Source organism: Isoptericola dokdonensis DS-3 (assembly GCF_001636295.1).
Taxonomy (GTDB): Bacteria; Actinomycetota; Actinomycetes; order Actinomycetales; family Cellulomonadaceae; genus Isoptericola; species Isoptericola dokdonensis.
In genome coordinates, this window is sequence record NZ_CP014209.1 from 2,932,961 (window position 1) to 2,955,996 (window position 23,036).

General features: G+C 74.3%; 22 protein-coding genes. 8 read left to right on the forward strand and 14 right to left on the reverse strand.

The genetic code is table 11. The annotated features are described in order from the left end of the window. Window positions 1-41 precede the first annotated feature (41 nt). Entirely contained in the window at window positions 42-2,861 is a 2,820-nt protein-coding gene (locus tag I598_RS13530; RefSeq protein ID WP_083973300.1) for a lysylphosphatidylglycerol synthase transmembrane domain-containing protein, read from the reverse strand. Between the two features lie 178 nt (window positions 2,862-3,039). Between I598_RS13530 and I598_RS13535 the strand changes: the two genes are divergently transcribed. Genes I598_RS13535 through I598_RS13550 form a run of 4 tightly spaced genes read left to right on the forward strand, consistent with a single transcriptional unit; the run spans window position 3,040 to window position 8,473 of the window. Next, window positions 3,040-4,695, forward strand: coding sequence for an ABC transporter substrate-binding protein (locus I598_RS13535; protein ID WP_068203407.1), 1,656 nt, complete (start codon window positions 3,040-3,042; stop codon window positions 4,693-4,695). A 15-nt stretch (window positions 4,696-4,710) separates the two neighbouring features. Further along, on the forward strand, window positions 4,711-5,754 hold the full coding sequence (locus I598_RS13540) for an ABC transporter permease (RefSeq protein WP_068203408.1): 1,044 nt from the start codon (window positions 4,711-4,713) through the stop codon (window positions 5,752-5,754). Next, window positions 5,754-6,803 carry an ABC transporter permease gene (locus tag I598_RS13545; protein ID WP_083973302.1) on the forward strand — a complete coding sequence of 350 codons (1,050 nt, stop codon included), beginning with the start codon at window positions 5,754-5,756 and terminating at the stop codon, window positions 6,801-6,803. Before I598_RS13540 ends, I598_RS13545 begins: the two co-directional genes overlap by 1 nt. Further along, on the forward strand, window positions 6,800-8,473 hold the full coding sequence (locus tag I598_RS13550) for a dipeptide ABC transporter ATP-binding protein (RefSeq protein WP_068203409.1): 1,674 nt from the start codon (window positions 6,800-6,802) through the stop codon (window positions 8,471-8,473). Before I598_RS13545 ends, I598_RS13550 begins: the two co-directional genes overlap by 4 nt. Window positions 8,474-8,614: 141 nt before the next feature. Here I598_RS13550 and I598_RS13555 read toward each other — a convergent pair whose 3' ends face one another. Genes I598_RS13555 through I598_RS13565 form a run of 3 tightly spaced genes read right to left on the reverse strand, consistent with a single transcriptional unit; the run spans window position 8,615 to window position 10,769 of the window. After that, window positions 8,615-9,481: a CPBP family intramembrane glutamic endopeptidase gene (locus I598_RS13555; RefSeq protein WP_083973304.1), complete on the reverse strand. Its 867-nt coding sequence runs from the start codon at window positions 9,479-9,481 to the stop codon at window positions 8,615-8,617. A gap of 27 nt (window positions 9,482-9,508) precedes the next feature. Next, the gene (locus I598_RS13560) at window positions 9,509-9,817 is read right to left on the reverse strand and encodes a type II toxin-antitoxin system antitoxin (RefSeq protein WP_232314165.1); all 309 of its coding nucleotides are present in this window, start codon (window positions 9,815-9,817) and stop codon (window positions 9,509-9,511) included. A gap of 7 nt (window positions 9,818-9,824) precedes the next feature. After that, window positions 9,825-10,769, reverse strand: coding sequence for an SPFH domain-containing protein (locus I598_RS13565; RefSeq protein ID WP_068203410.1), 945 nt, complete (start codon window positions 10,767-10,769; stop codon window positions 9,825-9,827). A gap of 152 nt (window positions 10,770-10,921) precedes the next feature. Here I598_RS13565 and I598_RS13570 point away from each other — a divergent pair, with 152 nt between their 5' ends. Genes I598_RS13570 through I598_RS13585 form a run of 4 tightly spaced genes read left to right on the forward strand, consistent with a single transcriptional unit; the run spans window position 10,922 to window position 13,557 of the window. Then, window positions 10,922-11,584, forward strand: a complete 663-nt coding sequence (locus tag I598_RS13570) for a hypothetical protein (protein WP_083973306.1) — start codon at window positions 10,922-10,924, stop codon at window positions 11,582-11,584. After that, the gene (locus I598_RS13575; RefSeq protein ID WP_068203412.1) at window positions 11,577-11,876 is read left to right on the forward strand and encodes a transcriptional regulator; all 300 of its coding nucleotides are present in this window, start codon (window positions 11,577-11,579) and stop codon (window positions 11,874-11,876) included. The genes I598_RS13570 and I598_RS13575 overlap by 8 nt, the downstream gene beginning before the upstream one ends. After that, the gene (locus I598_RS13580) at window positions 11,873-12,766 is read left to right on the forward strand and encodes an ABC transporter ATP-binding protein (RefSeq protein ID WP_068203413.1); all 894 of its coding nucleotides are present in this window, start codon (window positions 11,873-11,875) and stop codon (window positions 12,764-12,766) included. The genes I598_RS13575 and I598_RS13580 overlap by 4 nt, the downstream gene beginning before the upstream one ends. Further along, on the forward strand, window positions 12,763-13,557 hold the full coding sequence (locus I598_RS13585) for an ABC transporter permease (protein WP_068203414.1): 795 nt from the start codon (window positions 12,763-12,765) through the stop codon (window positions 13,555-13,557). Before I598_RS13580 ends, I598_RS13585 begins: the two co-directional genes overlap by 4 nt. Before the next feature lie 121 nt (window positions 13,558-13,678). On the opposite strand, the gene I598_RS13590 is transcribed toward I598_RS13585, so the two are convergent. The 10 genes from I598_RS13590 to I598_RS13635 form a co-directional block, all read right to left on the reverse strand. Next, window positions 13,679-16,201: a heavy metal translocating P-type ATPase gene (locus I598_RS13590; RefSeq protein ID WP_068203415.1), complete on the reverse strand. Its 2,523-nt coding sequence runs from the start codon at window positions 16,199-16,201 to the stop codon at window positions 13,679-13,681. 214 nt (window positions 16,202-16,415) lie between these two features. Then, entirely contained in the window at window positions 16,416-16,739 is a 324-nt protein-coding gene (locus I598_RS13595; protein ID WP_068203416.1) for a heavy-metal-associated domain-containing protein, read from the reverse strand. Between the two features lie 20 nt (window positions 16,740-16,759). Further along, a complete protein-coding gene (locus tag I598_RS13600) occupies window positions 16,760-17,089 on the reverse strand; it encodes a metal-sensitive transcriptional regulator (RefSeq protein WP_068203417.1) in 330 nt (109 codons plus the stop codon). A gap of 96 nt (window positions 17,090-17,185) precedes the next feature. Continuing rightward, entirely contained in the window at window positions 17,186-17,773 is a 588-nt protein-coding gene (locus I598_RS13605; RefSeq protein WP_068203418.1) for an HU family DNA-binding protein, read from the reverse strand. A 122-nt stretch (window positions 17,774-17,895) separates the two neighbouring features. Then, a complete protein-coding gene (gene hemL, locus I598_RS13610; RefSeq protein ID WP_083973310.1) occupies window positions 17,896-19,269 on the reverse strand; it encodes a glutamate-1-semialdehyde 2,1-aminomutase in 1,374 nt (457 codons plus the stop codon). Window positions 19,270-19,339: 70 nt separating this feature from the next. Beyond that, on the reverse strand, window positions 19,340-20,344 hold the full coding sequence (gene hemB, locus I598_RS13615) for a porphobilinogen synthase (protein WP_068203419.1): 1,005 nt from the start codon (window positions 20,342-20,344) through the stop codon (window positions 19,340-19,342). Continuing rightward, window positions 20,341-21,219, reverse strand: a complete 879-nt coding sequence (locus I598_RS13620; RefSeq protein WP_068203420.1) for a uroporphyrinogen-III synthase — start codon at window positions 21,217-21,219, stop codon at window positions 20,341-20,343. The genes hemB and I598_RS13620 overlap by 4 nt, the downstream gene beginning before the upstream one ends. Continuing rightward, a complete protein-coding gene (gene hemC, locus I598_RS13625) occupies window positions 21,216-22,244 on the reverse strand; it encodes a hydroxymethylbilane synthase (RefSeq protein WP_068203421.1) in 1,029 nt (342 codons plus the stop codon). The genes I598_RS13620 and hemC overlap by 4 nt, the downstream gene beginning before the upstream one ends. A gap of 96 nt (window positions 22,245-22,340) precedes the next feature. Further along, window positions 22,341-22,730 carry a type II toxin-antitoxin system VapC family toxin gene (locus tag I598_RS13630; RefSeq protein WP_068203422.1) on the reverse strand — a complete coding sequence of 130 codons (390 nt, stop codon included), beginning with the start codon at window positions 22,728-22,730 and terminating at the stop codon, window positions 22,341-22,343. Further along, window positions 22,727-23,005, reverse strand: coding sequence for a type II toxin-antitoxin system VapB family antitoxin (locus tag I598_RS13635; RefSeq protein ID WP_068203423.1), 279 nt, complete (start codon window positions 23,003-23,005; stop codon window positions 22,727-22,729). The genes I598_RS13630 and I598_RS13635 overlap by 4 nt, the downstream gene beginning before the upstream one ends. Between the last annotated feature and the right edge of the window lie 31 nt (window positions 23,006-23,036).

Here is a 23,036-nt window from a genome sequence, read left to right on the forward strand (position 1 = left end):
CCACCCCGGTGGACGGCGGGCCCTCGCGTCGTCCTGGCGGCCTACAGGTCGCCCTTGCGCTCCAGGTAGCGCATCGCCGCCCAGCCGAAGGGGACGCGCCCCCAGTAGGTGACGAGGCGGAACAGGATGGTCGTCGACAGGGCGATGGAGGCCGGCATGCCCGCGGCGGTGAGGCCGGCGGTGAGGGCGGCCTCGACGCCGCCGAGGCCGCCGGGGGTGGGGACGAGCGCGCCGAGCGCGTTGCCGACGAGATAGACGACGGCGACGTCGATGAGGTTGAGCGACTGCCCGAACGCGGCGAGCGCGGCGTCGAACGCCAGCACGTAGCCGAGCGACATGACGACGTTGCCGCCCAGGCCGAGGGCGAGGCGGGCGGGCTGTCCGAGCATCTGGGAGAGGCGCGGCCACACCTGCTCCAGGGTGGGGCGGGCCTTCTCCCACACCCAGCGCCGGATGGCGGGGACGAGGAGGGTCGCGACGACGGCGACGGCGACGCCCGCGATGGTGAGCAGCACGGTGATGGACGGCAGCTCGATGAGGCCGCCGGAGCCGGTGAAGATCGACAGGACGACGAGCAGCAGGACGGTGACGGCGAACTGGGACACCTGGACGAGGGCGACGGTGGCGACGGCCATGGGGGTGGCGACGCCGCGCCGGGTGAGCATCCGCAGGTTGAGGGCGGCGGGCCCGATGCCGGCGGGGGCGGCCAGGGACACGAAGGAGCCGGCCATCTGGGTGAGGGTGGCGCGGACCAGGGGGAGGCGTTCGGGGGAGAACGCGACGAACGTCAGGGCGGCGCCGAACCAGGTGACCGCGCCGAGGAGGAACGACGCCACGACCCACCACGGGTTCGCGGCCTGGAGCGCCGCGGTGATCTCGTCGAGGTTCATCGTCGTGACGAGCGCCGTGACGACGACGATCGACAGGGCGAGCATGACGACGGTGCGGGCGCCGAACCGGGTGATGCGCTGCGGCTGGACGTCGACCTCGGGCATGCGGGCGACGAGGGCCTCGCGCAGCGCGTCGATGAGTCCCTTGTGCTCGCGGACGGCGACGCGGGTGGTGGTCGGCAGGGCGATGGACTGCAGGAGGGGTCCGACGCCGACGACGTCCTCGTCGGGCAGGGCGCGCACGGCGGACGCGACGGACCGTTCGGCGCCGACGCGCAGGGCGAGCAGGGCGAGCATCTGGGTGAGGTCGAGGCGGCGGCCGAGCGCGGCGGAGGCGATCTCGCCCTGGTCCCAGCCGGTGAGCAGGACGGACGGGGCGGGGCCGTCGGCGTTCTCGACGAGGAGGACGTCGGGGGTGAGGGCGTGGTGGGTGAGCCCGGCGGCGTGGGCGCGACGCAGCTGCTCCCAGGCGGCGGCGAGGATCCGGTCGCCGCGGTCGCCGGTGAGCGCGTCGTCGGGCAGGTCGCGCCAGGAGACGGCGGCCGACACGTGCTCGGTGACCAGCACGATGGAGTCGGCGGCCTCGCCGACACCGAGGAGCCGGGGGGTGCGCACCCCGGCGGCGCTGGCGGCGTAGGTGAGCAGCGCGTTGCGCTCCGCGACGGCCTTGAGCGACACCTGGGTGCGGCCCTCGAGGCCGCGCAGCCGCAGGGAGCGCCACAGGCGGGTGACCATGCCGACGACGTGCCGGTCACCGTCGAGGACGACGACGTCGCGGCGGGTGCCGTCGCCGGTGAACATGGCGTAGACGCGGGTGTCGCCGGCGCGGGTGAGGGCGACGGTCGCGGGGTCGGCGAGGGTCTCGGGCGCCGGCAGGTCGCGGTCGCGGCCGCCGAGGCGGGCGCGCTGGCGCAGCAGGGCGCGCAGGGTGGTGCGTCCGGTGACCTCGCCGGCGGCGTCGACGTGGGTGACGATCTCGTCGTCGAGGGCGTGCCCGTTGCTGCCGTGGGAGGCGTCCGCCGTCGTGCCGTCGTCCGCGGTGGCGGTCGTCGCGTCGTCCGGCGCGCCCGGGTCGGGTGCGGGGTCGTCCGCGCCGACGTCGGCGGCGGCGGACACGCCGCGCACCCGCACGAGCGCGGTGGGCCGGAACCCGGCGCGGCGGACGGCGGTGACGAGCTCGCCGCCGTAGGCGCGCTCGGAGCGGACCCCGGACACGTACTGGACGGTCTGCCCGGCGAGGCGGCCGAGCAGCAGCGCGACGAGCACGCCCGGCAGGGAGGCCTGCCCGGTGATGAGGGCGATGACGAGCGCGAGGTAGAGGACGTTCCACGACCAGCGGACGCTGCGGCGCCGGGTGCGGGGCCCGGCGGTGATGAGCAGCCCGGCGATCGCGGCGACGTACCCGGGCACGGTGATGGTCCACACGCCGTCGCGCAGCACGGACAGGGTCCGCACGAGGTCCTCGCTGCCGAGCCAGTCGAGCAGCAGCACGGCGACGACGGCGAGGACGAGGCCGAGCGTGGCGGCCAGGATGGACTCGACGACCTGGCGTCCGAGCCGCCGGACCCCGAGCTCGACGAGCACGACGACGGGCACGAACAGGGTGACGAGGCCTTCGAGCAGCGCCACCGGGATGAACAGGAGCTGCCCGACGAGGGTGTTGAACTCGCGGACGTCGGCGGTGACGCCCTCGGTGGTGCCGTGCGCGACGACGGACAGGGCGAGCACCAGGGCGATGCCCAGGACGCTGACGACGATGCCGAGCAGCGCGGACGGCTTGCGCAGCCGCTGCTCGGGGGTGTCGACGACGCGGACGAGCCCGGCGTCGTCGTCGCTGGCGGTGCTGCCGAGGAACAGGGCGCGCAGCGCGCCGGTCGGGGGGCGGGGCCCGTCGCCGGCGAAGGATCCGACCTCGTGCACGGTGCCCGTCGCGCCGTCGCCGGCGGCGGCCTCTCCGGTCGGTCGGGACATGCACGCGAGTCTAGGTCGCGGTGCCCGGTCGAGCCCGGGAAAAACGCCACGCCATGGCGGGGATCACCGGGACAAGACGCACGAATGTGACCTGCCGGACACAGTTGCCTAGTATAACGATCGCGACTGTGACCTGGCCCACGGTGATCCCGGGGCCGCATCGAGGAGGGGGACACCCATGAGGACGATCCGAGGCGCGCGACGATCCGTCGCGACGGCGGCGGGGGCGGCGGCGCTGGTGCTGGTGCTCACGGCCTGCGGCGCGGGCGGCGACGACACCGGCGAGTCCGGCGAGGCGTCGGGCGAGGGTGGTGCGGCCACGTCGCTGACCATCGGCACGACCGACAAGATCACCACGATCGACCCCGCGGGCTCCTACGACAACGGCTCGTTCGCCGTGATGAACCAGGTCTACCCGTTCCTCATGAACACGCCGTACGGCAGCCCCGACGTCGAGCCGGACATCGCCGAGTCCGCCGAGTTCACCGCGCCGACCGAGTACACGGTCACGCTCAAGCCGGGCCTGAAGTGGGCCAACGGCAACGACCTCACGGCGTCCGACGTCAAGTTCTCCTTCGACCGGCAGCTCGCCATCGCGGACCCGAACGGCCCGTCGTCGCTGCTGTACAACCTGGACTCCACCGAGGTCGTGGACGACACCACCGTCGTGTTCCACCTCAAGCAGCCGGACGACCAGGTGTTCCCGCAGATCCTGTCGTCGCCCGTCGGGCCGATCGTCGACGAGGACGTCTTCGCCGCCGACGCGCTGACCCCGGACACCGAGATCGTCGACGGCCAGGCGTTCGCCGGCCAGTACACGATCACGAGCTACACGCTCAACGAGCTGGTCACCTACGAGGCGTACGAGGGCTACCAGGGCCTGCTCGGTGCCGCGAAGACCCCCGAGGTCAACGTCTCCTACTTCGCCGACGCCTCCAACCTCAAGCTCGAGGTGCAGCAGGGCTCCGTCGACGTCGCGTTCCGCTCGCTGTCCGCGACCGACGTCGAGGACCTCCAGGGCGACGAGAACGTCAAGGTCGTCGAGGGCCCCGGCGGCGAGATCCGCTACGTCGTCTTCAACTTCGACACCCAGCCGTACGGCGCCGCGCAGCCCGACGCCGACGAGGCCAAGGCGCTCGCCGTCCGCCAGGCGGTCGCGCACCTCATCGACCGCGAGGCGATCTCCGAGCAGGTCTACAAGGGCACGTACACGCCGCTGTACTCCTACGTCCCGGCGGGCCTGACCGGCGCCACCGAGTCCCTCAAGGAGATGTACGGCGACGGCGCGGGCGGCCCCGACGCCGCGGCCGCCGAGCAGGCGCTCGCGGACGCGGGCGTCGAGACGCCGGTGCAGCTCGGCCTGCAGTACTCGAACGACCACTACGGCCCCTCCTCGGGCGACGAGTACGCGCTCATCAAGGACCAGCTCGAGTCGTCGGGCCTGTTCACCGTGGACCTGCAGACCACCGAGTGGGTGCAGTACAGCGAGGACCGCACCGCCGACGTCTACCCGGCCTACCAGCTCGGCTGGTTCCCGGACTACTCGGACGCCGACAACTACCTGACGCCGTTCTTCCTCACGGAGAACTTCCTCGGCAACCACTACTCGAACCCGGCTGTGGACGAGCTCATCACCACCCAGGGCGTCACGGCCGACCCGGCCGAGCGCACCGCCGTCATCGAGGAGATCCAGGACACCGTCGCGGCCGACCTGTCGACCGTGCCGTACCTCCAGGGCGCCCAGGTCGCCGTGGTCGGGTCCACCGTCGAGGGCGCCGAGGACACGCTCGACGCGTCGTTCAAGTTCCGCTACGCGGCGCTGACCAAGGGCTGATCGGAGCCTCTCGCAGTGTCTGCCGCACCGGCAGCAGGGAGCGCACTGGGACGGTACGTCCTGGTGCGCTTCCTGCTGATCGTCCCCACCGTGCTCATCCTGGTCACCACCGTGTTCGTGCTCATGCGCGCCACCGGTGACCCCATCACGGCCGCCCTCGGCGGTCGTCTCACGCCCGACCAGCTCGCCGAGCGCATCCATGCGGCCGGGTACGACCGACCGATCCTGGAGCAGTACCTCGAGTACCTCGGCGGCATCCTCACCGGCGACTTCGGCACCACCATCAGCGACAACCGCCCCGTCACCGAGGTGCTGACCACCTACGGCGCGGCGACGCTCGAGCTCAGCCTGTACGCCGTCCTCGTCGCCGTCGTGCTGGGCGTCCCGTTCGGCATGATCGCCGCGTACCGACGCGACCGCTGGCCCGACGCCGTGCTGCGGCTCACCGCGATCCTCGCGTACGCGACACCCGTGTTCTTCGCGGGCCTGCTGCTCAAGCTCGTGTTCTCCGTGTGGCTCGGCTGGTTCCCCGTCGCGGGCCGCGTGTCCACCGCCGGGGAGATCGAGATGCGCAAGGCCGGCGCCGACTCCGGGTTCATGCTCGTCGACGCGTTCGCCACCGGCGACCCCGCCGTCGTGCTGGACGTGCTGTCGCACGCGTTCCTGCCGGCGATGGCGCTGGGCCTGCTCACGGCAGGGGTGTTCCTGCGGCTCGTGCGCACCAACATGATCGGCACGCTCGGCACCGAGTACGTCGACGCCGCCCGCTCCCGCGGGGTGCGCGAACGACGCCTCGTCACCGCGCACGCCTGGCGGCCCGCCCTCATCCCGATCGTCACCGTCGCCGGCATGCAGATCGCCATGCTGCTCGTCGGTGCGGTCCTCACCGAGACCACGTTCGAGTGGCGCGGCCTCGGTTTCCAGCTGTCCGAGTACCTGCAGGCGCGCGACTTCGTCGCCGTGCAGGGCATCGTCGTGGTGATGGCCGTCGTGGTCGCGGTGACGAACTTCCTCGTCGACGTGTTCGCCGCGCTCGTCGACCCGAGGGTGAGGTACTGATGAGCGCCCCCGAGATCGTCCCCGTCGGCACCGCCGGCGCCCGGCCCGAGCACCTGCGCGGCCGCGGCGCCCGGTTCCGGCGGCTGCCCGTCGTCCGCCAGGTCCGCCAGAGCGTCGGCCTCCAGCGCGGCATGCTGGTCGCCGGCCTCGTGCTGTGCGCCGTGTTCGTGCTGGTCGCCGCCGGCGCGGACCTCCTCGCGCCCTACGGCTGGTCCCAGCTGCGCGACTCCGAGGCCGCGTTCGGCGCCCAGCAGCCGCCGTCGGCCGAGCACTGGTTCGGCACCACCGTCGGCGGCTACGACGTCCTGTCCCGCGTGATCTGGGGTGCCCGGACCGCGCTGCTCGTCGTCGTCGTCGCGGTCGCCGCGTCCCTCGTGGTGGGCGTGCTGCTCGGGCTCGTGTCCGGCTACTTCGGCGGCTGGCTCGACCGCGTGCTCGTGCTCGTCGCCGACGCGATCTACGCGTTCCCGTCGCTGCTGCTCGCCATCCTGCTCGCCATCGTCATCTCCGGCGGGCAGTCCAGCATGTGGGGCGGCATCCTCGCCGCCGCGCTGTCCATCACCGTGGTGTTCGTGCCGCAGTACTTCCGGGTGGTACGCGCCGAGGTGGTGCGCGTCAAGGCGGAGGCGTTCGTCGACGCCGCGCGCGTCCTCGGCACCCCCCACCGCCGCATCATGACCCGCCACGTGCTGCGCAACTCCGTGCGCACGCTGCCGCTCATCGTGACGCTCAACGCCTCGGAGGCGATCCTCACGCTCGCCGGGCTCGGGTTCCTCGGGTTCGGCATCGAGCCGACGGCGGCCGCCGAGTGGGGCTACGACCTCCAGCGCGCCGTCGCGGACGTCACCAGCGGCATCTGGTGGACCGCCCTGTTCCCCGGCCTCGCCATCGTGCTCGCCGCGATCGGCATGACCCTCGTCGGGGAGTCGCTCAACGACCTGGCCGACCCGCGCCTGCGCACCCGCGCACGGTCCGGCACCGTCACCGGCGCCGTGGCCGCCACCTCCGTGGTGTCCGCGCAGTCCGACGCCCGCAAGGAGGACGCATGACCACCCGACCCGTGGTGCGGATCGAGGACCTCGCGGTCTCGTTCGCCACCGACGCCGGTCCCGTGCGCGCCGTCGACGGCGTCAGCCTCGACGTCGCCCCCGGGGAGGTCCTCGCGATCGTCGGGGAGTCCGGCTCCGGCAAGACCGTCACCGCCAAGACGATCCTCGGGCTGCTGCCCGAGACCGCCACGGCGGAGGGTGCCGTCGTCCTGGCCGGCAGCGACGGCGGCAGCACCGACGTCGTCCACGTCAGCGGCCGGCGCCTGCGGGAGGTCCGCGGCCGGGACGTCGCCATGGTGTTCCAGGAGCCGTCGACCGCCCTCAACCCCGTCCAGACCGTCGGCTGGCAGATCGCCGAGGGCCTGCGCGCCCACGGCAAGGTGTCGGCCAAGGAGGCGCGGCGGCGGGCCGTCGAGGTGCTCGGCACTGTCGGCATCCCCGACCCCGCGCAGCGCGTCGACCACTACCCGCACCAGTTCTCCGGCGGGCAGAAGCAACGCATCGTCATCGCGATGGCGCTCGTGCTCGGCCCCGGGCTGATCGTCGCCGACGAGCCCACCACCGCGCTCGACGTCACCGTGCAGGCCGAGATCCTCGACCTGCTGCGGCGGCTGCGCGACGACACCGGTACCGCCGTCGTCCTCATCACCCACAACATGGGCGTCGTCGCCGACCTCGCGGACCGCGTCGCCGTCATGTACCAGGGCGAGGTCGTCGAGTCCGCACCCGTCGGCGAGCTGTTCGCCAACCCGCAGGCCGAGTACACCAAGGCGCTGCTGGGCGCCGTGCCGCGGCTCGGCGAGGGCACCGCCCGCGCGCGGGAACGGGCCGCCGCCCGCCCCGAGGGGTGGACGTCCGCCGCGCCCGTCGTGCGCGCCGAGCACCTCACCATCACCTACCCCGGCCGGTTCCGGAAGCCCGGATTCACCGCCGTCGACGACGTCACCCTCGCCATCCGCCCCGGCGAGGTGCTCGGCCTCGTCGGGGAGTCCGGTTCCGGCAAGACCACCATCGCGCGCGCCGTCGCCGGGCTCGTCCCCGTCACCGACGGCACCCTCGACGTGCTCGGCACGTCGATGCGCGGCGCCCGCGAGCGCGACCTCGCCGGCATCCGGCCCCGGCTCGGGTTCGTGTTCCAGGACCCGGCGACGTCGTTCAACCCGCTGCTCACCGTCGCCGAGTGCGTCGCCGAACCCCTCGTGGTGCACGGGCGGGCCCGCGACCCTCAGGCGGCGCGCGGGCGCGTCGACGAGCTCCTGGAAGCCGTCCAGCTCCCGCGCTCCTACGGCGACCGCTACCCCCACGAGCTGTCCGGCGGGCAGCGTCAGCGCGCCTCCCTCGCCCGGGCGCTCGCCCTCGACCCGGAGCTGCTCGTCGCCGACGAACCCACCTCCGCGCTCGACGTGTCCGTCCAGGCGCGCGTGCTGGAGCTGTTCGCCCAGCTCCAGGCCGACCTCGGCTTCGCCTGCCTGTTCGTGTCCCACGACCTCGCCGTCGTCGACCTCGTCGCCGACCGCATCGCCGTGCTCTACCGCGGACGCCTCGTCGAGGAGGGCACCGGCGAGGAGGTGCTCGGGTCGCCGCGCGAGGACTACACCCGTCGGCTGCTCGCGTCGCTGCCCGTGCCGGACCCGGTCGAGCAGGCGAAGCGTCGGGCCGCGCTGGTGTGAGCCGGGTGCGGGTGTGGGGTGCGGGGTGGCCGGGCACGGTCGCGCTCACGGTCGCTGCGCGACCTCCGCTTCCGGTCTGACGACCGTGCCCGGCCACCCCGCACCCCACCCCTCGTCGCCGGGTGGCTCCCGGTCAGCGGGTCACAGGACCCCGAGGGCGCGGAGCCAGGCGTCGGGGACGGAGGCGTACCCGACGAACGCGACGACGTCGAGGACCGTGTGCGCCACGACGAGCGGCATGACCCGGTGCCGGCCCCAGCGGGACGTGTAGAACCAGGAGAAGACGACGCCCATGACGACGTTGCCGAGGAACGGGCCGAACCCCTGGTACAGGTGGTACGAGCCGCGCAGCAGGGAGCTCGCCAGGATGAACTTCCAGCGGCCCCAGCCGAGGTCGGCCGTGCGTTCCTGGAGGTAGGCGACGGCGATCACCTCCTCCAGGAGGCCGTTCTTCAGCGCTGACAGGATCAGCACCGGGACGGTCCACCAGTACGGGTCGAGCGCGCTCGCCTCGACCGTCACCGTGATGCCGAGCGCGCGGCCGAGCGCGTAGAACGCCAGGCCGGGGACGCCGATGGCTGCGGCCAGCGCGAACCCCCACGCGGTGTCCCGGCCCGGCCGGGCGGCGTCGAACCCGATGCGGCGCAGCGTGCCCGGCCCGCGGGCGCTCAGCAGGTACAGCGCCAGCACCACGGGCACGAGCGCGAAGCCGATCGCGAGCACCTGGTAGACGAGGTCCAGGTACGGACGCTCCGAGCGGGACGCGTTGAGCGTCGCCGTCTGGGAGTCCAGGCCCGTCGACGCCGCGATCGCGTCGTACAGCCGCACCCCGAGCGCGACCAGCGCGTACACCGCGCTCTGCCCGAGGCTCAGGCCCAGGACGATCCAGATCTCCGCGCCCGTGCGACGGCGCTCGCGGCGCGTCGTCGCCGGCGCGGCCGCCGGGGGCGGCGTCCAGTCGGGCGCAGGGGCGGGGACGGCACGCGGTGCCTCGGTCGACTCGGCCACGGGCCCAGCGTAGGGCGACGGGTGGCGTCAGGTGCCCGACGGCGGACGCCCCGGACGGCGTGGCGGGCGGACGTCGCGGGGGAGGCGGCCCGCGTCGCGCAAGGCCTCGCGCAGCAGCATGTCGATCTGTGCGTTGACGCTGCGCAGGTCGTCGGCCGCCCAGCGGGCGAGCGCGTCGTGGATCGCGGGGTCGAGCCGGAGCAGCACCTGCTTGCGGGCGGGACGCTTCCTGGCCGGTGCCACGTCGGCGTCCGGTGGAGCCTCGTCCGCGGGCACGCCGGAGCCCGGCGACGAGGGGTCCTCGTCGCCGGGCTGCGGGTGCTTCACGTCGGTCATCGGTCGGTCACTGGTAGAGCGAGCCCGCGTTGACGACGGGGGTGGCGCGGCTCTCGCCGCACAGGACGACGAGCAGGTTGGACACCATGGCGGCGCGTCGTTCCTCGTCGAGGGTGACGACGTCGTCGGCCTCCAGCCGCGACAGGGCGGACTCCACCATGGTGACGGCGCCCTCGACGATGAGGGAGCGGGCGGCGATGATCGCGCCGGCCTGCTGGCGCTGGAGCATGGCCTGGGCGATCTCGGGGGCGTAGGCGAGGTGCGAGATGCGGGTCTCGACCACCTCGACGCCGGCGACGGCGACCCGCTCGGCGACCTCGGCGGCGATCTCCTCGGAGACGAGCTCGGTGGCGCCGCGCAGCGACTCGACGTCGTCGCCGCCGTCGTACGGGTGGGACATGGCGACGTGCCGCAGCGCGGACTCGGCCTGGACGACCACGAAGTCGTCGTAGTCCTCGACGGCGAAGCTGGCCTTGGCGGTGTCGGCGACCTGCCAGACGACGATGGCGGCGATGTTGATCGGGTTGCCGTCGGCGTCGTTGACCTTGAGCTCGCTGGTCTCGAAGTTGCGGACCCGCACGGACGTCTTGTGGCGGGTGGTGAGCGGCACGGTGAGGACGAGGCCGGTGCGGCGCACGGTGCCGACGTAGCGGCCGAAGAGCTGGACGACGAGCGTCTGGCCCGGGCTGACGACGGAGATCCCGGTGAGCGGCAGCACGGCGAGGAGCAGCAGCACGGCCCCGGCGACGTAGGCACCGGGGGTGTCAGCGGCGATGAGGGCGACGGCGGCGCCGGCGAGGCCCAGCGCGACGACGATGCCGAGGACCGCGCCACCGGCGCCGAGCGACCAGGCGCGCTGCTCGGCGATCTCGACGCGGGTGCCGGCGTGGCCGACGGGGCGGCCGGCGGGCGGGCCGCCGACGGAGTCCTGGGTGGTGGTCGTCTCGGTCATGCTGCTCTCCCGGTGCCTCGGTTCGATAGCAAAGTGATATCACATTAGTGGGCCACCGGTCGAACCGATCGGGTGAAAGGGGTTGTGCGGCGAGAGCGAGGATGCCATGCTGCAAAGTAGTTTGCGGTACAAACCTCAGCACGGAGGAGCACATGAGCACCCCGACCGACCCGCACGCCGACGACGCCGGCCTCGACGCCGCCGAGTCGATGCGGCTCATCGCCGAGTCCCAGCGCCGCGCCCGCCGCGGCACCCTGCCCGACGGCCGCCTGCTCTACCTCGTGTGGGGCATCGCCTGGGGGGTCGGGTACACCGTGCTGTGGACGAGCTCGCGCGCCACCGGCAGCTCGCCGAGCGGCACCGCGTTCGCGATCTTCTTCGTCGGCATCGCCGCGGCCGTCGCGGTGACCATCGTCCACAGCGTCGCCCGCGCGTCCGGGACGCGCGGCCCGAGCGCGCGGGTGGGCGCCATGTACGGCTGGGGATGGACCCTCGGGTTCGTGTCGTACCCGCTGATCGTCGGGGGCATCGCCGACGCCGGCGCGTCCGACGAGGTCATCGCCCTGCTGGCCAACGCCCTGGCCTGCGTCGTCGTCGGCATGATGTACCTCGCCGGGGGCGCCTGCTTCGGTGACCTGCGGCTCTACCTGCTGGGCGTGTGGATCCTGCTCGTGGGCGGCGCGGGCACGGTCGCCGGCATGCCCGGCACCTACCTCGTCCTCGCCACCGCGGGCGGCGGCGGGTTCCTCCTCATGGCGCTCGTGGAGGCGCTGCTGCGCGCCCGCCGCCGGTCCACGGGCGGTCGTCGTGGATGACCTCGACCCCGTCATCCACGCCCCGGCGCGGCTGCGCCTGGTCGCCACCCTCGCCGCCCTGCGGCGCGGCGAGGAGATCTCCTTCCCCAAGGTGCAGCAGCTCCTGGGGATGACGGCGGGCAACCTGTCCACCCACGTGCGCAAGCTCGAGGACGCCGGATATGTGGACGTCGTCAAGACCCACTCGGGCCGCAAGCCCGTCACCTACCTGTCGCTGACCGTCGTCGGACGCCGCGCGTTCGAGGACTACACGGCGGCTCTGGACGACCTGCTGAGAGGAGCGGGAGCATGACTGTGATCCGTGTCGACGGCGTCACCCGGAGGTTCGGGGACGTTTTCGCGCTCGACGACGTCTCGCTCGACGTCGGACCCGGCGAGCTCGTGGGCCTGCTCGGCCCGAACGGCGCCGGGAAGTCCACCCTGCTGTCGCTGCTCAGCGGCCAGCGCCGCCCGGACACCGGCACGGTCCGGCTGCTCGGCGGCGACCCGCGGGACCCTGTCTCCCGGCTCGGCCTCGGCGTCACGCCGCAGGAGACCGGGCTGCCCGCGACCCTGCGGGTCGGTGAGGTCGTCGACTTCGTGGGTGGGCACTTCCCCGACCCCGTGCCGACGGGCGAGCTGCTCGAGCAGTTCGGGCTCACCGAGCAGGTGCGCAAGCAGACCGGGGCCCTGTCCGGCGGGCAGAAGCGACGGCTCGCCGTGGCGCTCGCGCTCGTCGGCCGCCCCCGCGTCCTGCTCCTCGACGAGCCGACCACCGGCCTCGACGTCACCGCCCGGCAGACGCTGTGGGAGGCCGTGCGCGGCTACCACGCGGCGGGCGGCACGGTGCTGCTCACCAGCCACTACCTGGAGGAGGTGCAGGCGCTGGCGCAGCGTGTCGTCGTCATCGACCACGGCGTGGTGCGCGCCGACGACTCGCTCGACGCGATCCTGCGCCGGGTCGGCCTGCGGCAGGTCGAGGTGCGCTCCGCCGTCGACCTCACCGGCTGGGACGGCGTCGTGCGCGGGACGCGTCGCGACGACGGAGTCCAGGAGCTGTACACGCCCGACGCCGACGCCCTCGTCCGCACGCTCGTCACCTCCGGCGTCGACTTCCACGACCTGCGGATCCGCGGAGCGGGTCTGGAGGAGGCCTTCGCCGAGATGGTCGCCGCGCCGATCCCCGAAGGAGCCGTGTCATGACGCTCGAAGCGCACCCCGCCCCCGTGTCCGCCCGGCCGGTCGCCCCGCTGCGGCTGGTGTGGCTGCACCTGAAGTTCCAGCTCCTGGAGACCGTGCGGATCCCGATCGCCGTCGTCGGGAACATGGTGTTCCCGGCGCTCGCCCTCGCGTTCTTCGTCGTGCCCCAGTCCGCCGTCGCCCAGGACCCGTTCCTCTCCACGACCGCGGTCGCCTCGCTGGCCGTGTTCGCGGTGATGTCGGCGAGCCTCTTCTCCCACGGGCTGGGGGTCTCGGAGGACCGCCAGCTCCCGTTCGACCCGTTCGTGCGCACCCTGCCCGCGGGGCCGTGGCCGCGGATGGCCGGACGGGTCGGCACCGGGACCGTCATGTCGCTGCTGGCCCTCGTGCCGCTGGTCGTCGTGGGCTGGGTCTTCACGGCGGTGTCCGTCACGGTGGGCCAGCTGCTGGGCGGGCTCGGCATGGTGCTGCTCGTCGGCGTCCCGTTCGTGCTGCTGGGGCTGGCCGTCGGGTACTCGCTGCCCGCCAAGGCCGCGATCGCCGTCGTGCAGGTGCTCGTCTTCCCCCTGGCGTTCGCCGGTGGACTGTTCCTGCCGCCGGTCATGTTCCCGGCCTGGCTCGACGCGGTGTCCCGGTTCACCCCCTCCCGCGCGGGGCGGGACCTGGTGGTCGAGACCGTGACGGGCGTGAGCGCCTACGACGGCGCCTGGTTCGTGCTGCTCGGCTGGACGGTGGTGTTCGCCGTCCTGGCGGCCTGGGCCTACCGCCGCGACGAGGGCCGCCGCTTCAGCTGAGCCCCGTGCACGCACCTCCCGGTGCCGACCATGCGATGGCGGCCCGTCCGGTCCACCGGACGGGCCGCCATCGCATGCTCGACCGTCGGAGTCGCAAGGTCGGCGGCAGCGGGCGCCAGGGTCAGCCCGCGCGGCGCAGCCGCAGGGAGTTCGCGACGACGATGACGGACGACGCGGCCATGGCGGCGCCCGCGATCATCGGGTTGAGCAGGCCGGCCGCCGCGAGCGGGATCGCGGCGACGTTGTAGGCGAACGCCCAGAACAGGTTCTGCTTGATGATCCGCAACGTGCGCCGCGAGATCCGCACCGCCGTGGCGGCGGCCCGCAGGTCGCCCCGCACGAGGGTGAGGTCGCTCGCCTCGATGGCCACGTCGGTGCCGGTGCCCATCGCGAGCCCGAGGTCCGCCGTCGCGAGGGCTGCCGCGTCGTTGACGCCGTCGCCGACCATCGCCACGACGCGCCCCTCGGCCTGGAGCCGCTCGATCGTGGCGGCCTTGTCCTGCGGGAGCACCCGGGCGACCACCTGCTCGATGCCGACCTCGGCGGCCGCCGCACGGGCGGCGCCCTCGGAGTCGCCGGTGAGGAGCACCGGCTCGAGGCCGAGCTCGCGCAGCTCGCGCACGGCCTGGGCGGACGTCGGCTTCACCGGGTCGCGCAGCACGAGCGCGGCCCGGGCGCTGCCGTCCCAGGCGACGACGACGGCGGTCGCGCCGTCGGTCTCGGCATGCCCGACGGCGTCGCGCACCTCGTCCGGGACGCGCACGCCGACCTCGTCGATCCAGGTCAGCCGCCCGACCGTCACGCGCCGGGTGCCGAGACCGGCGCCCGTGCCGAGGCCGTCGCCCAGCCCGGCGTGCGCGGTGCGCACCACCGCCTCGACGCCGCCGCCCGCGGTGGAGCGGAAGTCGAAGACCTGGAGCGCACCGATCGTCACGCCGTCGGCGCCGGTGGCGCCCGACGTGCCGGGACCGGTGGCCGCGTCGACCACGGCCCGCGCGACCGGGTGCTCGCTGCGTGCCTCGACGGCCGCGGCGTACCGCAGCGCCTCGTCGGCGTCGACGCCGGGGGCGGGCTCGACCGTCTCCAGCGCCATCGCGCCCTGGGTGACGGTGCCCGTCTTGTCGAGCACGACCGTGTCGACGCGGCGCGTGGACTCCAGGATCTCCGGCCCCTTGACGACGATCCCGAGCTGCGCGGCGCGGCCGGTGCCGACGAGCAGCGCCGTCGGGGTGGCCAGGCCGAGCGCGCACGGGCAGGCGATGATGAGGACCGCCACGGCGGCGGTGAACGCGAACTGCAGGCCGGCGCCCGCGACGAGCCAGCCGGCGAAGGTCGCCACGGCCAGGACGAGCACCACCGGCACGAACACGGCCGAGATGCGGTCCGCGAGCCGCGCCACCGGGGCCTTGCCCGTCTGCGCCTGCGACACGAGTCGCCCGATCTGCGCCAGCGTCGTCTCCTCGCCGACGCGCGTGGCCCGCACCAGCAGGTGCCCCGACGTGTTCACCGTCGCGCCGGTCACGGCGTCGCCGGCCGAGACGTCCACGGGCACCGGCTCACCGGTGAGCAGCGACGTGTCCAGGGCGGAGGTGCCCTCGACGACCTCGCCGTCCGTGGCGACCTTCTCGCCCGGCCGCACCGTGAACAGGTCGCCGACGCGCAGCGCGGAGATCGCGACCCGCTCGGTGACGTGCTGCCCGTGGTGGGTGACGGGGCTGCCGTCCGGCCCGACCGTCACCCGGTCGGCGTCCTTGGCGCCGAGCTCCAGCAGGGAGCGCAGGGCGTCTCCGGCCCGCCGCTTGGAGCGGTGCTCGGCGTACCGGCCCGCGAGGAGGAACGTCGTCACGACGGCCGCGACCTCGAAGTACAGCTCGGGCGGCCCGTCGTGCTCCCGCGAGGGCAGCAGCGAGACGTCCATCGTCATGCCGACCTCGCCGGCGCCGCCGAGCAGCAGGGCCCACAGGGACCACAGGGTGGCGGCGACGACACCGATCGACACGAGCGTGTCCATCGTCGAGGCGCCGTGCCGGGCGGCCTTCGCCGCCGCGGTGTGGAACGGCCACGCACCCCACGTCACGACCGGCAGCGCGAGGGCCGCGACGACCCACTGCCAGCCGGTGAACTGCCAGGCCGGGACCATCGACAGCGCCACCACGGGCACGGTGAGGACCGCGGAGGCCCGGAGGCGCCGGCGCAGGTCCGCGCCGCGGTACTCCGTGTGGACGTGGCCCCCGCCGTGACCGGCGTGCTCGTCGGCCGCCATGTCGTGGCCGTCGTGCCCGTCGGCGGGGCCGCCGGGGGCCGGGGCGTGCTCGTCGTCGGGGGCCGGGCCGTGCGGCCCCTCGTCGTGCCCGACGGCGTCGGGGGCGGGTGCCTGCGGTGCGGCGGAGCGGCTGCGGGTGACGGTCGCGCTGTACCCGGCGGCCGAGACCGCGGCGAGGAGCGCGTCGTCGTCGTGGTCCTCGGACAGCACGACGTGCGCCGACTCCAGGGGGAGGTTGACGGTCGCCTCGACGCCGGGCAGGCGGGCGAGGCGCTTCTCGACGCGGGCGACGCACGAGGCGCACGTCATGCCCTGCACGGCGAGGTCGACCTCGCGCACGGGCCGCGGGTCGGTGCTGCGGGGGGAGCTGGGGGTGTTCATGAGGTGACTCCAGGGTCGAACGTGCGGAGGTCACCGGCGACGGTCCGGGGTGTCGGACGTCGGAGGTCGGGTGCCGGTCGGCACGGGCGGAAGGCCTGCGCGGCCCGACGCCGGGGCGTCGGGCCGCGGGACGGGCAGGCGGTCCGCGGGCGGGTGGGTGACGACGTCACCCGGGGTCGGCCGACGGCGGGTCGGCCGGTCGTGCTCGGAAGGATCAGCCGGCGTCGCCGTCGCGGGCGGCGTGGTCGTGGGCGGCCTGGCGGGCGGGTGCCTGCTCGGCCTGCTGGGCGGCCAACGCGTCGGGCTGGATCTCGACGGACGCGACCGCGTAGTCGTCGCCGGCCTCGGCGACGGCGGCGCGCAGCGCGTCCTCGTCGAGCGGCTCGTCGGAGAAGACGGTGACCTCGGACTCGCCGCCTTCCTCCAGGACGGTCATGACCTGCTCCACGCCGTCGATCTTCTCCAGCTCCTCGGTGACGTGCGCGACGCAGTTCGCGCAGGTCATGCCGGTGACGCCCAGGGTGGTGACGGTGCTCATGGGTTCTCCTTCGTCGGGTTTCAGCGGACGAGCCGGCCGATGGCGGCCGTGGCTTCCTTGACCTTGGCCGCCGCGGCCTCGTCGGAGGCGCGGGCGGCGTCGACGACGCAGTGGCCCAGGTGGTCCTCGACGAGGGCGAGGCTCACCGACTGCAGGGCCTTCGTCACGGCGGACACCTGCGTGAGGATGTCGATGCAGTAGACGTCCTCGTCGATCATGCGGGCGATGCCGCGTACCTGGCCCTCGATGCGGCGCATGCGCTTGAGGTACGCGACCTTGTCGGAGGCGTACCCGTGCGGTGCGTCGTGGTCGTGGACCTCGGGCTCGACGGCAGCAGCGGTCTCGGTCATGCCGTCGACTATACCCCCAGGGGGTATGAAGTCAAGGGGTGTCCCCGTCGCATCGCGGCCGAGCGGTCGTGCTCGGCCCTCGCTGCCGACCGCCGTCTACTTCTTCTTGCCCTTCTTGGTGGACTTCTTGCCTCCCGACGACCCGGACTTCTTCGACGCCTTCGCCGCCGACGTCGACTTCTTCTTCGTCGGCTCAGGAGCGGCGGACGCTTTCGCCTTCTTCGCCGACGACGCGGCGGCCTTGGTCGGCTTCGACGGCTTCGCGGCCGGCGCGGCCTTCTTCTTCGACGGCTTCAGCGCCTCGGCGGCGGCAGGCGTGGCGGCCTTCGCCTTCTTCGCGCTGGGCTTCGCGCCCTGGCGCGGGCCGGGGTCGGCGTCGGCGGTGCCGGTCACGACGGGGATCGTCGAGCCGTCGGCCACCCGCGCCTTGAACCCTGCGCCGACGCGGAACCGCGGGACCACGGCGGCCGGGACCGCGATCGCGGCGCCCGTGCGGGGGTTGCGTGCGGTCCGGGCGGCGCGGGTCGCGCTGTCGAACGTGCCGAAGCCGAGCAGGGACACCCGCTCACCGGCCGCGACGGCTGTCGCGATCGAGTCCAGCACCGCGTCCACCTGCTTGCGGGCCTCGGCGGGGCCTGCCCCGGTCCGTTCCGCGACCGCTGTCGCGAGCTGGGTCTTGTTCATGTCTGCCGCCTTCCGTGGTGCCGGACGTGCTGCGTCGAGTGACTCCCGAACGTAGCGACATCGCGGTGGCAGACCACGGATGACGCGGCCGTGCGACGCCGATCGGCGCCGCACGGCCGGTCTCATGCCGTCGCGGCGGCCGCCGCTCGTGCGCCCGCGGGGAGCGCGTCGAGGATGCGGCCGACGGCGTCGTCGTCGTGCGCGGCGGAGCAGAACCAGGCCTCGAAGACCGACGGCGGCAGGTTGACGCCGGCGTCGAGCATCGCGTGGAAGAAGGGCTTGTGCCGGAACACGTCCTGCGCCTGGGCGTCGGCGTACGAGCGCACGCCGTCGCGGGCGGCGGCCTCGCCGAAGAACACGGAGAACAGCGAGCCGACGCGCTGCACGCGGTGCGGCACGCCCTCGGCGTCCAGGGCGTCGCCCAGGGCGGCGGACACGGCACCCGCGACCTCGGTGACCCGTGTGTAGACGGCGTCGTCGGCCAGGCGCAGCGTCGCCAGACCGGCGGCGACGGCCACCGGGTTCCCGGACAGCGTGCCCGCCTGGTAGACGGGGCCGAGCGGGGCGAGCTGGTCCATGATCGCGGCGGGACCGCCGAGCGCGGCCACGGGCATGCCGCCGCCGATGACCTTGCCGAACGTGAACAGGTCCGGCGTCCAGTCCTCGCCGTTCGCCCGGGCGAGACCCCAGTAGCCCGCCTCGCTCAGGCGGAACCCGGTGAGCACCTCGTCGAGGATCAGCAGCGCGCCGTGCGCGGCGGTGACGCGGCGCAGCCCGGCGTTGAAGCCGTCGGCGGGCGGCACGACGCCCATGTTGGCGGGCGCGGCCTCCGTGATGACGGCCGCGATGCGCGGCCCGTGCTCGGCGAAGGCGGCCTCGACGGCGCCCAGGTCGTTGTACGGCAGCACGAGGGTCTCGGCGGCGGATGCCTCCGTCACCCCGGCGGTGCCCGGCATGGCGAGCGTCGCGACGCCGGAGCCCGCCTCCGCGAGCAGCGCGTCGACGTGCCCGTGGTAGCAGCCGGCGAACTTGATGATGAGCGGCCGCCCGGTGACCCCGCGGGCGAGACGGATGGCCGTCATCGTCGCCTCGGTTCCTGTGGACACGAGCCGCACGCGCTCCGCGGCGGGCACGCGACGGCGCACCTCCTCGGCCAGCTCGACCTCGGCCACCGTGGGGGCGCCGAACGACAGGCCCCGCGCCGCGGCCTCCTGCACGGCCGCCACGACCTCCGGGTGCGCGTGCCCCAGCAGCGCCGGACCCCACGAGCCCACCAGATCCACGTACTCGCGGCCCGCGACGTCGGTGACGTACGCGCCGCGCGCCGAGGCGAGGAACCGCGGGTCGCCGCCCACCGAGCCGTACGCCCGCACCGGCGAGTTCACGCCGCCCGGGATCGCCGCCTGCGCGCGCATGAACGCCGCGTGGTTGTCCGCCGGGGGCGTGGTGTCCACGAGCGCCGCCTCGACCTGGCCGAAGCCTGCCGTGTCCGTCATCGTCGTCCTTCCGTCGCGTCCGGCCGGGGGCCGGGCGTCCGTCGTTGCCGTCGTTCGCCCCGCGGGGCCGTCAGTCCAGCCAGCCGGCGATCTCGACCGCCCAGTAGGTGAGGATCAGGTCCGCGCCGGCGCGCTTGATCGCGAGCACCGACTCCAGGATCGCGCCGCGACGGTCGATCCAGCCGTTCGCGGCGGCCGCCTCGATCATCGCGTACTCGCCCGACACCTGGTACGCCGCCACCGGCACGTCCGTGCGGTCCGCGACGCCGCGCAGCACGTCCAACGACGTCCCCGCGGGCTTCACCATGACCATGTCGGCGCCCTCGGCGAGGTCCAGGTCGGCCTCGCGCAGACCCTCGCGGGCGTTCGCGGCGTCCATCTGGTAGGTCCGGCGGTCGCCCTGCAGCGCCGAGTCGACCGCCTCGCGGAAGGGCCCGTAGAACGCGCTGGCGTACTTCGCGCTGTACGCGAGGATGCCGACGTGCTCGAACCCGGCGTCGTCCAGCGCGTCCCGGATGACCGCCACCTGGCCGTCCATCATCCCGGACGGCGCGACGACCTCCGTGCCCGCCTTGGCCTGGGCGACCGCCATCGACGCGTACCGCTCGAGCGTCGCGTCGTTGTCGACGGTGCCGTCGGCGGCGAGCACGCCGCAGTGCCCGTGGTCGGTGAACTCGTCCAGGCAGGTGTCCGCCATGACGACCGGCCCCGGACGCCCCGACTCCGCCTCGACGGCCGCCACGGCCTGGCGGGCGACGCGGATGCCGCGCTGCAGGATGCCGTCCGCGTCGTCGCCCGCGGACCCGCGCGCGTCCCGCACCGCCGGGATGCCGAACAGCATGATCCCGCCGACCCCCGCCCGAGTGGCCTGCGCCACCGCGTCCGCCAGTGACTCCTCGGTGTGCTGCACCTGCCCCGGCATCGACGAGATCGGCGCGGGCTCCGTGAGCCCTTCCTTGACGAACAGCGGCAGCACGAGGTCGGCCGCGTGGAGGCGGTGCTCCGCGACGAGCCGGCGCATGCGCGGCGTCGTCCGCAGGCGTCGCGGACGGTAGACGATGCCGGAGGTGCTCATGGGTTCCTCTCCAGGACGGTGATGACCGCCGCGGCCAGCGCCGCGTCGGTGGGACGGTCGGCGACGGCGGCGACCGTGAGACCGACCTCGCCCGCGACCTGCGCGGACGGACGGCCGATCGCGACGACGGGGGTGCCGGTGCCGAGCTGGGTGGCGACCTCGCGCGCCACCGAGCCGGACGTCACGACGACCACGTCGTACGGCCGCGCGACGACGTCGGGCGGCAGGTCGGAGCGGACCGTGCGGTACGCGGTGACGACCTGCGGCGTCCAGCCGAGCTGCGCGAGCCCGTCGTGCAGCGTCGAGGTGGCGAGGTCGCCGAGGGGGAGGAGCACGTCGGTGGCGGTGCCGGTGCCGGTCGAGGGTGGGGTGTCCCGCGCGACGTCGCGTTCACGGTCGCTGCGCGACCTCCACTCCGGGTCTGACGACGCCGCGCGGGACACCCCACCCTCGACCACCGCCGCCTCGTCCCCGTCCCGTGCGGGGGGCGGGAACGCGGCGACGAGGCCCGCGGCGGAGGCGTCGTCGGGCACGAGCTCGGGCTCGACGCCGATCGCCCGCAGCGTGCGGAGCGTGGCGGGGCCGACGGCGGCCCAGCGGGTCGGGGCGTCGGCGAGCGTCAGGTCGAGGTCGGCCGCCGCCGTGGCGAGGGCGTCGACGGAGTTCACGCTGGTGATGACCGTCCAGGCATGGCGACCGTCGCAGAGCTCGCGGACGGCGTCGGCCAGGGCGTCGGCGTCGAGCGCGGCGGCGCGCTCGATCACGGGGGCGACGGCGACGTGGGCGCCCGCGTCGCGCAGGAGGGCCGCGAGGGCCGCACCGCGCTGCGGGCTGCGCGGCAGCAGGACGGCCCGTCCGGCCAGGGGGCCGCTCACGCGCCCGCCGGGTCGTCCGTCCCGGTCGGCGTGCGGCCGGGCTCGGTGGGGGCGGGCGCCGCGGCGGTGAGCGGCGCCAGGCGGGCGGCGCCGTCGGCGAGCAGCGCCTCCGCGACGCGCACGCCCAGCGCGCGGGCGACGTCGTCGGCCTCGACCTCGGTGGACAGGTGCGGGACGTCGACGCGCGTCGAGTGGGTGATCTGCTCCGACCCGTCCACCCGCGACACGACGGCGGACAGGGCGAGGACGTCGTCCTCGAGGCGGGCGTAGGCGCCGATCGGGGCGGCGCAGCCGGCCTCGAGGCGGGCGAGCACGGCCCGCTCGGCGACGACGGCGAGACGGGTCGGGCGGTGGTCGAGCGCGGTGAACGCCTCGGCGAGGTCCGTCTCGACGAGGTCGGCGGTGCGGGCCTCGACGGCCAGCGCGCCCTGCCCGGGTGCCGGTGACACGACGACGGGGTCGAGCACCTGCGACACCACCTCGGTGCGGCCCAGGCGGCTCAGCCCGGCGTACGCGAGGACGACGGCGTCGAGGTCGGCGTCGGGTCCGAGCGCCCGGGCGAGACGCGTCTCCACGTTCCCGCGGATGTCCACGACGTCCAGGTCGGGTCGCGCGGCCCGCAGCTGCGCCGCCCGGCGGGGCGAACCGGTACCGACGCGGCCGCCGCGCGGCAGGCCGTCCAACGTCAACCCGTCGCGCGCGCACAACGCGTCGCGCGGGTCCTCACGCTCGGGGGTGACGACGGTCAGGCCCTCGGGCTGCTGCGTCGGGAGGTCCTTGAGGGAGTGCACGGCGACGTCGCAGCGGCCGTCCACCAGCGCCTCGCGCAGCGCCGTGACGAACACGCCGGTGCCGCCGAGCGACGCCAGCGAGCCGGTCTTCACGTCGCCCTCGGTCTTGATCCGCACCAGCTCGACCGGCCGGCCGAGCAGCTCGCCGAGCCGGCGGGCCACCAGGCCGGACTGCGTGGTGGCCAGCGCGCTGCCACGGGTGCCGAGACGCAGGGGTGCGGTGGGGGTGCTCACTTGTCCAGTGTCTCGCGAACCCGCCGTCGCACCGCAACCCGGCGGTCTGCGCCGACCGACGTCACAGTCGTGCTGTCGCGTTGTCAGCACGTCGCGTCAGGCGAGCGCTGCGCGGAGGTCGGTGCGGACGAAGTCGTCACCGACGAACAACAGCTCGTCGCGGCGCTCGGTGGCGAGCGCGTACGCGAAGCAGTCGCCGAGGTTCAGCCGTGCTGGGTGCCCGCTGCCGCGGCCGTAGTCCCGGTAGGCGTCGCGGGCGATGCGGGCGTGCTCGGCGGTGAACGGCACCACCTCCACCTGCCACTCCGTGAGCAGGGCGTCGAGGCGTCGGGCCTGCTGCGGGGCGAGTCGTCCGACGACGATCCCCAGCTCGGTCAGGGTGGCTGCCGACATCGCGGCCTCCCGCCCGATCAGCAGGTCGACGATCCGGTCGGCCGGGGGCTCCCCGAGCAGCACGGCGACGACCGCGGAGGTGTCGACGATCACCGGGGCAGCCCCGACTCGTCGTAGAGGTCGGCGTCGGCGCGGCGCAGCAGCCGCCGCTCGGCGTCGGTGAGGTCGGCGCGGGCTGCGGCGAGGATCGCCTCGACGCGGGCGCGGCGTGCCGTGGGGTCCTCGGTGGCCGCGGCGCGCTCGGCGAGGACCTCGTCCAGGCGACGCTGCACGGCCTCCTCGACCGCGCTCGTCTGGCTGGAGCCGGTGAGGTCGGCGAGCCGGCGGACCAGGGCGTGCGTGTGCTCGTTCTTGATGTTCAGGCTCACGGTAGAAAGGCTACCCGTGCGTCTACCTTCT